13 protein-coding genes are annotated in these 11,887 nt (G+C 39.6%); 9 read left to right on the forward strand and 4 right to left on the reverse strand.

Going from position 1 to position 11,887, the window contains the following annotated elements:
• The first annotated feature begins 52 nt into the window (after window positions 1–52).
• Window positions 53–550 (forward strand): NUDIX domain-containing protein, encoded by a 498-nt coding sequence (locus AEA09_RS01920; protein ID WP_053582232.1) that lies wholly within the window; start codon window positions 53–55, stop codon window positions 548–550.
• Window positions 551–741: 191 nt separating this feature from the next.
• Entirely contained in the window at window positions 742–1,071 is a 330-nt protein-coding gene (locus AEA09_RS01925; RefSeq protein ID WP_053582233.1) for a YuiB family protein, read from the forward strand.
• A 95-nt stretch (window positions 1,072–1,166) separates the two neighbouring features.
• On the opposite strand, the gene AEA09_RS20185 is transcribed toward AEA09_RS01925, so the two are convergent.
• Complete coding sequence (locus AEA09_RS20185) at window positions 1,167–1,394, reverse strand: hypothetical protein (RefSeq protein ID WP_082332537.1); 228 nt, start codon at window positions 1,392–1,394, stop codon at window positions 1,167–1,169.
• Window positions 1,395–1,553: 159 nt separating this feature from the next.
• Window positions 1,554–2,036 carry a divergent PAP2 family protein gene (locus AEA09_RS01930; protein WP_053582234.1) on the reverse strand — a complete coding sequence of 161 codons (483 nt, stop codon included), beginning with the start codon at window positions 2,034–2,036 and terminating at the stop codon, window positions 1,554–1,556.
• A 125-nt stretch (window positions 2,037–2,161) separates the two neighbouring features.
• Here AEA09_RS01930 and AEA09_RS01935 point away from each other — a divergent pair, with 125 nt between their 5' ends.
• The 7 genes from AEA09_RS01935 (at window position 2,162) to cysI (ending at window position 9,622) form a co-directional block, all read left to right on the forward strand.
• Complete coding sequence (locus AEA09_RS01935; protein ID WP_053582235.1) at window positions 2,162–3,670, forward strand: leucyl aminopeptidase; 1,509 nt, start codon at window positions 2,162–2,164, stop codon at window positions 3,668–3,670.
• A 72-nt stretch (window positions 3,671–3,742) separates the two neighbouring features.
• A complete protein-coding gene (locus AEA09_RS01940) occupies window positions 3,743–3,946 on the forward strand; it encodes a hypothetical protein (RefSeq protein ID WP_053582236.1) in 204 nt (67 codons plus the stop codon).
• A gap of 354 nt (window positions 3,947–4,300) precedes the next feature.
• Window positions 4,301–5,077 carry a uroporphyrinogen-III C-methyltransferase gene (gene cobA / locus AEA09_RS01945; protein WP_053582237.1) on the forward strand — a complete coding sequence of 259 codons (777 nt, stop codon included), beginning with the start codon at window positions 4,301–4,303 and terminating at the stop codon, window positions 5,075–5,077.
• An 11-nt stretch (window positions 5,078–5,088) separates the two neighbouring features.
• Window positions 5,089–5,886: a sirohydrochlorin chelatase gene (locus AEA09_RS01950; protein ID WP_082332532.1), complete on the forward strand. Its 798-nt coding sequence runs from the start codon at window positions 5,089–5,091 to the stop codon at window positions 5,884–5,886.
• Between the two features lie 29 nt (window positions 5,887–5,915).
• Window positions 5,916–6,065, forward strand: coding sequence for a YezD family protein (locus AEA09_RS19405; RefSeq protein ID WP_082332533.1), 150 nt, complete (start codon window positions 5,916–5,918; stop codon window positions 6,063–6,065).
• Between the two features lie 33 nt (window positions 6,066–6,098).
• A complete protein-coding gene (locus AEA09_RS01955; RefSeq protein WP_053582238.1) occupies window positions 6,099–7,883 on the forward strand; it encodes an assimilatory sulfite reductase (NADPH) flavoprotein subunit in 1,785 nt (594 codons plus the stop codon).
• Between the two features lie 17 nt (window positions 7,884–7,900).
• Window positions 7,901–9,622, forward strand: a complete 1,722-nt coding sequence (cysI, locus tag AEA09_RS01960; RefSeq protein WP_053582239.1) for an assimilatory sulfite reductase (NADPH) hemoprotein subunit — start codon at window positions 7,901–7,903, stop codon at window positions 9,620–9,622.
• Window positions 9,623–9,914: 292 nt separating this feature from the next.
• Here the strand turns inward: cysI and AEA09_RS01965 are convergent, their stop codons facing one another.
• Complete coding sequence (locus tag AEA09_RS01965) at window positions 9,915–10,985, reverse strand: sulfate/molybdate ABC transporter ATP-binding protein (RefSeq protein ID WP_053582240.1); 1,071 nt, start codon at window positions 10,983–10,985, stop codon at window positions 9,915–9,917.
• Between the two features lie 17 nt (window positions 10,986–11,002).
• Window positions 11,003–11,878 carry a sulfate ABC transporter permease subunit CysW gene (gene cysW / locus AEA09_RS01970; protein WP_053582241.1) on the reverse strand — a complete coding sequence of 292 codons (876 nt, stop codon included), beginning with the start codon at window positions 11,876–11,878 and terminating at the stop codon, window positions 11,003–11,005.
• Window positions 11,879–11,887 lie beyond the last annotated feature (9 nt).

The raw sequence follows: 11,887 nt of genomic DNA on the forward strand, positions 1-11,887 counted from the left end.
TTCTAAGTATAGGGACTGAAAAGTTATACTATTTATATAGAGGTGAAGGTATATGAGAAAAGAAAGAGGGAAAGTTTGGTTAGGGGTAGCTGGCGTAGTTGTCAATGGACTTGGTCAATGGCTTGTCGTGAAAAAAGCCTATAGTGGATTAAAAGGGCGTTGGTCTTTACCAGCTGGTTTTGTTAATGGAGGAGAAACTGTTGATGAAGCAGTTATGCGAGAGATAAAAGAAGAGACAGGCATTGATTGTTTTGTATCTGGATTGATCGGTTTTCGCTCAGGCGTTATTCGCGAGGGAATTAGCGATAATATGGCCATCTTTTATTGCCGAATGAAAGATGAAGAGCAACTATTATATATCCAGGAAGATGAGTTGCTTGAATCAAAGTGGCTGTTTCCGCAGGAGCTTATGCAAGATGAAATGACATCTGTTTTGTTAAAAGAAATGGTGTCCAATCAATTTGAAAAGCATCAGTTAGAAATGATTAATGGCATTAATCCGGGTGATGTTTTTGGTTATTCGTCCTATAAATTATTCTTTAAAAAATAAGGTGATAGAGATTACTGGGACATTATCTCTTTAAACTTAAAATACTAATATCGAGCTTTTGAAATCCGAGTTTTCGGTTGCTTTTTGATTTTTATATAATTATGGAAAACTAGTGAAATCAAGGACATGTTCATTGAAAGTACAGCTTGTATCATGTAGACTAGTTAAAGGAAAACGGAGGTTATACATACATGGGTGGTTCAGTTTCATTAGTACAGTTAATCATTTCGATTGTGTTATTTTTCGTCATGTTTTTCGGTATCGGATTCTTATTGAATATGTTACTACGAATGACGTGGTTAATGGCGGTTGTGTATCCAATCGTTGTTGTCTTTATTGTCGATGATGTAAGCTTTTTAGATTATATTTTTAAACCTGGCTCAGCATTCCCAGCACTGTTAGATAAGTTGCAGGCGCTACCAATAGTAGATATTGTAATTTTAACAGGTGGTTTTGCGGGTGCGATTGTCGCGGGTATTGTGATGATTATTTTAAGAAAAAATGGCTATCGTATGTTCTAGCCAATAGAAAACAGTGTAACGATAATCACAATCGTTACACTGTTTTTTTCTTGGCTATTATCTCAACAATTGTTGCTCTAGTAAGATAATATGGATTAAATCAAATATGCTCCAAATTCAATAAGAAGAAAACTAACTAACCATAAAAAAATTGCAATTCGAATTATAAAATACATAGCATTTTCAAAGGAAGAAAGTTTTCTTTCTCGTCTAATTTTTTTTAGAAGTCTAACAGAAAAAAATGAACATAAGAGTAGGACTGCAATAGATATTTCAAAAATATTTTCTAACAAGCTGATATTTTCTAATAGGCTTTTAAAAATAATCATCCTCTCATATAGATGATATGAGTTGTCTTGTTGATTTATTTATGTTGGCTATTGGCATTCTTGATACCGCATTATTACCCCTAATCTGCATTTTCAAGAGAGCAACAAACTATATGAAAACAGCCTTTTTCTTTAAGATGAGTGAGTACTTTTTTATAGTAAAAATTCATAAGTAATGACCGCTATAAAAATTCCTGTCAATGCGCCAAAAAATACTTCGCTTCGCTTATGCCCAAGCAATGTTTTTAACTCTTCAAGCTTCTCCTCATCCCCCAGTTTAGGCCAATCTTTTAAATCTTTTATGAGTGTTTGGAAATCTTTACGTAGCTGATTTAAAATCACGGCATGCTGGCCCGCTTGAAAGCGCACCCCACTTGCATCATACATCACGATAAAGGAGAACATTGCAGCAACTGCAAAAATGGGAGAATCCAACCCTGTTTCGTAGGCAATAGCAGTTGTCAGTCCAGTTACGGACGCAGAGTGTGAACTAGGCATTCCACCAGTTGAGGTGAACAGTCCGAAATTCACTTGTCGTGTCATTAAAAAGTGAATCGGAATTTTAACAAATTGTGCGAAAATAACCGAGAAGAGGGCAACAAGTAAAGGAGTGTTTTGGAGTAAGCTCATTGTCATCACAACCTTCATGTAGAATTACTTGTATTATAACATTCGTTATTTTCTAAAAAAAGGTGGAGCAGAATTTTACGACCATTTTCATAATTTTGTTATAATAAGGAACAATGATTGGGGGATTTTACATGCGCATAGTAAAAGAGGAAAAAACATTTGAAACGGTTTCTACGGAGTTACTCATAGTAGGAGTACAAAAACATCGTGAACAAATGCATGATTGGGCAAGTTTTTCATCATTTTATGGAGAAGCTATTGAGTCTTGGATTTTTGCAGGCGATGTATCAACTGGGCTTAAAAAACTAACGAAATTACCTTTCATTAAAGAGCACATGGCACTTAAACGTGTTCTATTTGTAGGTCTTGGCGATCAAAAAACATTAACAAAAGAGGATTTACGCGCAACATTTGGCTTAGTTGGAAAAGAGCTGAAGGCGCTTAAAGTGAAGAACTATTCAATTTGGCTGGAATCATTTACAACGAAAGATATAGATATAACAGATGCGGCATCTTTAGCAGGTGAAGGTATTGGTCTTGGGTATTATTCAATTCCTCATTATAAAACAACATCGAATGAAATAGATACGCGCATTGACGATGTGTATCTTGTGACAGCGGCAGCAGATTTAGATGCAGTTGTTGCAAGCTTTGAAGTCGGTGTCATCTATGCGGATGCTGTGAATGAAGCACGTAGCTTAATTAATTTACCACCTAATCTTTTAACTGCTACAGACTTAGCGAATTATGCAGAGGCTCTGGCGAAAAAATATGGATTTGAAGTAGAGATTTTAGATAAGGCACAATTAGAGGAACTTGGTATGGGCGGAATTTTAAGCGTCAACCAAGGCTCAACGGAAGAACCACGTCTTATTACACTAAAATATAAAGCGACTGAAGATTTTGCAGATCCAATCGGCCTTGTAGGTAAAGGGGTCACATACGATACAGGTGGTTACTCATTGAAACCACCAGCTTCAATGGTAGGCATGAAAGGTGATATGGGTGGTGCTGCAGCAGTACTTGGTGCCATGAAAATTATCGGTGAATTACGTCCAAAGAAAAACGTCGTAGCTGTTATTGGCTCAACGGATAATATGGTATCAAGCATGGCGTTTAAACCAGATGATGTCATTACAACGTACAGTGGTAAAACTGTGGAAGTTTTAAATACAGATGCGGAAGGCCGTTTAGTGCTTGCAGATGCTATGACGTATGCAAAACAACAAGGTGCAACATCAGTGATTGACATTGCCACATTAACAGGTGGCGTTATTACAGCACTAGGAATGGATAAAACCGGTGCACTTTCTAATAATGATGCCTTCTTTGCTGAGTTTATGGAAGCGGCAAAGGAAACTGATGAATTTGTATGGCTGATGCCGTTAACAGAAAGTGACAAAAAACGTATTCGTAAATCTGATTTAGCAGATCTAAATAACTCACCAGGTCGAGATGGTCACATGATTTTCGGCGGCGGATTTGTTGGTGAATTTGTAGGGGATACACCGTGGATTCACTTAGATATTGCAGGGACATCAGACGCTACTTCAGCGCATGATTTAGGACCTAAAGGTGGTACAGGTGTAATGGTGCGCACATTAGCAGGCTTTATTCAACGTTTAGGGGGAGAAAAATAAGGTAGGCGATTTACACGCGGTATATGTACCTTCTTTCATACGATAGAGTAAAAAGGGAGGTAATAGCTACCTATGTTTGGATATCCAGGAGGCTTCTTATTACCATTTGGTGTGCCGTTTGCTGGCGGATTTTTAGGCAGTTTTCTAGGTCAACAATTCAATCGATATCCGTACTATCAAAATTACCCGAACTATCCGAATTATCATCATTATCCACAACGACCACCATATTATCAACCGGGGCCGCCATTTTCGCCGTACCGTAGACCGTATTAAGGAATATTTGCTGTACGAGAAAATTGATGCAAGTGTGAATAACGCATTTCTAAAATAGTTACCCATTCAGTCACCAGTAGTATCGGTGACTGAATGGGTAATTTTTTTGTAAAATTTTTATTGTGGTAAATCAACTGTTGACAGAATATACTAAATTGTATATTATTCTTAGTATATTACTAAGGATTCAAAATAACTCGGCTGACTAGATAACTAGAGGCTCTTATTATTCGCAGGCATTTCTTTGCCTTTGCGCATAGTGGGAGTCTCTTTTTTTCCTTCTAGAGAAGATGGATGGCCTCGCTTCAAGTTGAAAAATAAGGTTATATATGAGGCTAAAAGGAGTGTGAATGTATGGGATTAGTTTATATAGTCGGTGCAGGCCCTGGCGATGTGGATCTCATAACAGTAAAGGGATTGCGTTGTATTGAGTCTGCGGATGTCATTTTGTATGACCGACTCATTAATGAAGATTTATTAGCGTATGCAAAAAAGGATGCCAAACTGATTTTTTGTGGCAAGTTACCAAATCGCCATGTCATGATTCAGGAGAATATCAATCAGTCACTTGTGCACTATGCACAGCAAGGGTTTGTTGTCACAAGATTAAAGGGAGGTGACCCATTTGTCTTCGGAAGAGGGGCCGAAGAAGCAGAGGTACTTGCAGAGCATGGGATTCCATTTGAAATTGTACCAGGGATTACATCTGGTATAGCAGCACCAGCGTATGCTGGAATTCCTGTAACACATCGTGACTTGAGTTCAAGCTTTGCGATTGTCACGGGGCATATGCGAGAAGGAAAGGACGATTCGATTCAGTGGGAAAGTCTAGCGAAAGGTATCGATACGATTGCGATTTATATGGGGGTTGGTAATCTTCCGTATATCCGTCAGCAACTGCTTAAACATGGGCGCGACGAACAAACACCAGTAGCTCTTGTCCACTGGGGAACATTTGCTAAACAAAAAACAGTTACGGGTACTTTAATGAATATTGTAGACGTGGCACAGCGTGAAAATATCCAAAACCCGAGCATGATATTGGTCGGAGAAGTTGTTGCATTACGTGAAAAAATTCAATGGTTTGAGCAAACGAATCATCAGTCACAGTTAAAAGAAATTTCTGTATAGGGAGTGTTTTCATGCAAGCCATTTTATATATCGCACATGGAAGTCGCGTAAAGGCTGGTGTGGAGCAAGCCGTTTCTTTTCTTCAACGTGTGCAACAGGAAGTTGACGTAGCCATTCAAGAAATCTGCTTTTTAGAGTTAGCACAACCAACGATTGCCCAAGGTATAGAAAGTTGTGTTCAGCGCGGTGCCACAGCAATTGCGGTTGTTCCGATTTTACTATTGGCTGCAAAGCATGCAAAGGAAGATATTCCGGAAGAGGTAGAGCAGGCGAAGGCACTGTTTCCAAACATACGATTTACATACGGAGAGCCGCTAGGTGTGCATGAGTTATTGATTGATACACTTCAGGCTCGTATCGTCGAAACACAAGTACCGAATGAAAATGCACGAGTTTTACTCATTGGACGTGGTAGTAGTGATCCTGCGGTTAAACAAGATTTAGCAACAATTGCAGCAAGGTTGCGTGACAAATACTACTATTCAGAGGTGGATACATGCTTCTTATATGGAACGGGTCCTACTTTTGAAGAGTGGCTACAGCAAGGAAGGCATATGCAAAGTCGAGTTTTTATTGTGCCGTATTTATTATTTACAGGTTTATTGAGACAAGGAATTACAAAGAGATTAGTAGGTTATGAGGAAACGAACATTTTCTTATGTGAAAGCTTAGGATATGACGACAATGTTAAACGAGTTTTATTGGAACGAATCCATGAAGTATTGGCGGATGTTACAGATTTTGAAAGGAGTGAATTGTGCTTGCACTTGCACAGTTCAAAATCTGGACGTAATTACGCTGAGGCGTAATTGATAATTTCAAAAGTAGGTGATTAATAATGGTAGATAAAAAGCAGGAAAATGTAAATCTAGCATTAAATAATGTCCGGGAAATTTTAAATACAGTGAGTCATGGATCCATTACGTTAATTATACAGAATTCGTATGTAGTACAAATCGAGAAGAAAGAAAAAATACGTCTAAGATAATTTTTAGATAAAACATTAGTGAGGTGGCTAAGTTTGAAACTGCAAGTAATTAATAGTCCATTTAGTGAGGAGCAGGTGAAGCTTCTAAATGAGCTTCTTCCTAAATTAACAGTAGAACAAAAATTTTGGTTGAATGGTTATTTAAGCGCGCCGCAAGCAACGATCGATGGGATTGTTGAGGAAGTACCGACAGCTGTAACACCGGTTACTAAAACGGTAACCATTTTATATGGCTCGCAAACAGGAAATAGTCAGGGGCTTGCTGAAAAATATGCATCTACATTAAAGCAAAATGATGTAGAGGTGACAATCGCTTCTTTGGCAAAGTTCAAGCCGAATAATTTAAAGAAAACGACAAACTTATTACTCGTTGTCAGTACGCATGGTGAAGGTGAACCACCAGATCAAGCAATTCAGTTTTACGACTTTTTACACAGTAAGCGAGCACCGAAATTAGATCACCTTCATTATTCGGTACTGGCATTAGGGGATAGTTCATATGAATTTTTCTGCAAAACAGGGCAGGACTTTGATGAGCAGTTCGCAAAGTTAGGAGCAACTCGTATTGCCCCACGTGTAGATTGTGATTTAGATTATGATGAGCCAGCAACGCAGTGGTTCTCATCTGTGCAGCAGGAGCTAATCCAGCATACAAATGATACACCAGTACCTGAGCAAACAACTGTGGTACAAGGGAAATCGACGTACTCTCGCAAAAATCCTTTTACTGCCGAGGTACTGGAGAATATCAATTTAAATGGCCGTGGCTCAAACAAAGAAACGTATCATATTGAGCTAGGGATTGAAGGAGCTAACTTCAGTTTTGAACCTGGGGATAGCATTGGCATTCAGCCAGAAAATGAAGAATCATTAGTAGATGCATTACTAACATCATTGCAATTTGATGGTCAAGAAAAGGTAACAGTATTTGATGAGTCGTTAACGGTAAAAGAAGCATTACAAAAAAAGCTAGAGATTACCGTTTTATCGAAACCATTATTACAAAAAATTAGTACATTCACGGTGCATAAAGATTTTTCTAAACTACTTGAAGATGATACTGCTCGAAAAGAATATATATATGGTCGTGATTTGCTTGATGTTATCGAAGATTTCGCACCATTTACATGGGATGCACAGCAGTTTGTAACGTTATTACGTAAAATTCCAGCACGTCTCTATTCGATCGCGAGCAGTCAAAAGGCCAATAGTGACGAAGTGCATTTAACAATTGGTAAGGTGAGCTATGAAACAAATGGCCGAGTACGTCAGGGTGTATGTTCGGGTAATATTGCCGAGCGCATTCAAGTGGGCGACACATTATCGATTTACGTTCATCCAAATCAAAATTTCAGACTGCCTGAACAAGAGGATACACCGATTATTATGATCGGAGCAGGTACAGGGATTGCACCGTATCGAGCATTTTTAGAAGAACGTGAGGAACTTGGTATCAACAGCAAGTCATGGCTATTCTTCGGAGACCAGCACTTTATGACTGACTACTTGTACCAAACAGATTGTCAACGCTGGTTAGCATCCGGGACATTATCTCAAATGGACGTAGCCTTCTCTCGTGATACAGATAAAAAAGTATATGTCCAACATAAAATCGAAGAACATGCCGCAGCTATCTATGACTGGCTTGAGCAAGGTGCAGTAATCTACGTATGTGGTGATGAAAAAACGATGGCAGCAGATGTCGACCGAACTATACATCGACTTATTGAACAACAAGGTCAAAAAACGGCTGAAGAGGCAAAAGCCTTTGTGAATGAATTAAAACAACAAAAACGCTACCAACGTGACGTTTATTAAGTAAAGGAGCGAGAACAATGACTGAAAAAATTATTTTACCCCCACAAACGGGTACACCTAGTGATGTAGAACGGATTAAAACAGAAAGTAATTACTTGCGCGGTACATTGGAACGCACAATGAATGATCCGTTAAGCTCGGGAATTCCAGAAGATGATAATCGCCTGATGAAATTCCACGGAAGTTACTTACAGGATGATCGTGATCTGCGTAATGAGCGTCAACGCCAAAAACTAGAGCCTGCTTATCAATTCATGGTACGCGTTCGTACACCTGGTGGGGCTGCTACGGCTGCACAATGGCTAGTGATGGATGAAATGGCTACAAAGTATGGTAACGGTTCGTTGAAGTTAACGACACGTCAAGCTTTCCAAGTTCATGGTATTTTAAAATGGAATGTCAAAAAATACATGCAAGAAATTAACGATATACTACTGGACTCTCTTGCAGCATGTGGGGACGTTAATCGTAATGTAATGTGTAATGTAAATCCAAATCAATCGGCGTTGCACGAAGAAATTTATAACTGGTCAGCAAAGTTGAGTGAGCATTTATTACCTAGAACACGTGCGTACCATGAACTTTGGCTTGATGGTGAAAAGATTATGGATAGCCAAGACGAAGAGATTGAACCGATTTACGGTGCGCAATATTTACCACGTAAATTTAAAATTGGTATTGCCATTCCACCGAGTAATGATGTCGATGTGTATTCGCAGGATATTGGTCTGATTGCCATTGTGGAAGAAGGAAAACTAATTGGTTTTAACGTAGCAGTTGGTGGTGGTATGGGAATGTCACATGGTGATAATGAAACGTACCCACAACTTGCACGCATGCTTGGTTTTATCACACCAGATAAGTTACTCGAAACAGCAGAGAAAATTATTACGATTCAACGTGATTACGGTAATCGTTCGGTGCGTAAAAATGCGCGTTTTAAATATACAATTGATGCCCGTGGTCTTGAATGGTTCAATACGGAGTTGCATCGCCGACTTGGTTGGGAAATTCAGCCGGCACGTCCGTTTACGTTTGAACGTACAGGCGATGAATTTGGGTGGATCAAAGGTGCAGATGGCCAATGGCATTACACATTATTCATTGAAAATGGGCGTATTAAAGACTTTGAAGATTACAAGCTTTTAACTGGTTTACGAGAAGTTGCAAAAGTACATACAGATGACTTCCGTTTAACACCAAACCAAAATCTAATGATTAGTAATGTATCGTCGCAGAAGAAGCGCACAATCGATGCTGTTATTGAAAAATATAAACTAACAGATGGTTCGTACTATTCAGCACTTCGCCGCAATGCGATCGCTTGTGTATCTTTACCAACATGTGGCCTGGCTATGGCTGAGGCGGAGCGCTATTTGCCATCACTCATCACAAAGATTGATACAATTATTGATGAAGCGGGTCTACATGACACAGAAATCGTCATTCGTATGTCTGGCTGTCCAAATGGTTGTTCACGTGCAGCAATGGGCGAGATTGGCTTTATCGGTAAAGGACCAGGTAAGTATAATTTATATCTTGGTGCGAGCTTTACAGGCAATCGTTTAAACAAAATTTACCGCGAGAACATTGGGGAAGAAGAAATTCTAGCAGAGCTTCGTCCTATTCTTCTACACTTTGCAAAAGAACGTTTAGAGGGAGAGCATTTCGGTGACTTTGTGATCCGTCTTGGCTATGTGGAAGCGGTGTATGATGGTCGACAGTTTCATAATAACTAAGAAGTGAGATAGGTATGCTCATTCTTAGTAGAACAGGCTGATGTAACAATTGTCAGCCTGTTTTTGCATAGGGAATTTCCTGAGTTCGGCAAAGTATTTGGCAACAGTATGACTTTCAAAAAATATTTAAGGTGTCATTGCAGCAACGACTGTTTTTGCCAGCAATAGAGCTACTTCCATGTGTCGAAAATAGTGCTGGGTACTGTATAACTACGCGCTATCTACTTAGAAAAAAGAAATGAATTGATCCAAAAAGTAGAAGCCATGTAGCTGAGGATGCTACATGGCTTTCTTAAATGGAGAAATCTTCAGGGATAAATACTTTTAATTGCTTTGGTCGCACAAATACGTGGTCACCAACGTTGAGCTGAAGCACATGGAAATGTTCTTTTGATAGTTCGGCTTCTAAAAATTCATCCATATCTTCACGACGTAACTCAATTTGTACAATAGGGCCGAGTAAATGAATGTGACTTACTGTTACAGGAACTGTGCCTGTTACAGCTGTTTTTTCAATTTGAGTATCGTGTGGACGGACGTAGCCAACTGCATCGTCCTGCGTATGAGCATGTGAGTCAGGCACATCAATGGCAAACTCACCATGTGTCAATTTACCATTATGTAAGCGCCCTTTAAAGAGGTTGACGTTGCCTAAAAAATCATACACGAATGGACTATTTGGATGTGTATAAACTTCATCTGGACTGCCAATTTGCTCGATTTTTCCGTTATTCATCACGACGATGCGATCTGCTACATCCAGTGCTTCTTCTTGGTCATGAGTTACAAAAATACTCGTAATGTGAAAGTCATCATGAAGTTTTCGTAGCCAACGTCGTAATTCCTTACGCACTTTGGCATCGAGTGCGCCGAATGGTTCGTCTAGCAGTAGCACCTTAGGCTCGACAGCGAGTGCTCTTGCAAGTGCAACACGTTGACGCTGGCCACCTGAAAGTTGAGTTGGGTAACGGTCTGCAAAGTTTTCTAGTTTGACCAGCCGTAGTAGCTCCATCACTTTTGCTTCGATTTCAGCCTTAGAAGGTCTTGTTTTACGTGGCCTCACTCTTAGGCCATATGCAACATTTTCAAATACCGTCATATGTCGAAATAATGCATAGTGCTGGAATACAAACCCGACATTACGCTCCTTTGGATGATGATTTGTAATCGACTGTCCATCAAAGAAAATTTCTCCGACATCGGATGTTTCGAGCCCTGCAATAACGCGCAGTAATGAGGTTTTTCCAGAACCGGACGGACCAAGTAGGGCAATGAGTTCTCCGGATTGAATGTCTATAGAAATATCTTGCAAAGCTTGAAATGTACCGAAACGTTTTGAAACGTTTTGAATTTGAATGCTCAAAGGGTAGTACCTCCTACTTAAACTGATTTTGATTTCCAATCTACAATGTCTTTAATAACGAGTGTTATGATAGCCAACACGCTCATAAGTGAAGCGACGGCAAAAGCAGCTGCAAATTGATATTCATTGTATAAAATTTCGATATGGAGTGGCATTGTATTCGTCATACCGCGAATATGGCCAGAAACAACAGACACAGCACCGAATTCACCAATTGCCCGCGCATTACATAAAATCAGACCGTAAAATAGCCCCCATTTAATATTGGGCAAAGTTACATGCCAAAACGTTTTAAAGCCACTTGCTCCGAGTGAGATAGATGCCTCCTCTTCTGTTGTTCCCTGAGCTTGCATAAGTGGAATGAGTTCGCGAGCAACAAAGGGCAATGTCACGAAAATCGTAGCTAGCACGATGCCTGGTAGGGCAAAGATAATTTTAATATCATTGGCAAATAGCCATTCCCCGAATAAGCCCTGTGCACCGAATAATAGGACAAAGACAAGACCTGCAATGACAGGGGACACAGCAAAGGGCAAATCTACAATTGTTAGTAACAGATTTTTTCCTCTGAAATTGAACTTTGTAAGAACCCATGCGGCCATAACACCGAAAATAGCGTTTAATGGCACCGCAATGGCAACAACGGTCAGGGTTAATTTAATGGCAGATAGAGCATCTGGGTGGGTAATTGAATCGAAATAGACCTGTGCCCCTTTTTGAAATGCCGTGATAAAAATAGAAACGAGTGGTAGTACGATAAAGAACAATAAAAACGCTAGAGCAATAAAGGTTAATGTATAACGTACAAATCGCGGTTCTTGCAAAGCAGCGTGCTTATTAGTTGATGCCCCTTTGTTAGGAACCGTTTGCTCGATAGGTGTAGAATGTTCCATAAAAGCCTC

Origin of the sequence: Lysinibacillus contaminans, from assembly GCF_001278945.1 — a bacterium.
In the GTDB taxonomy this organism is placed as follows: domain Bacteria; phylum Bacillota; class Bacilli; order Bacillales_A; family Planococcaceae; genus Lysinibacillus; species Lysinibacillus contaminans.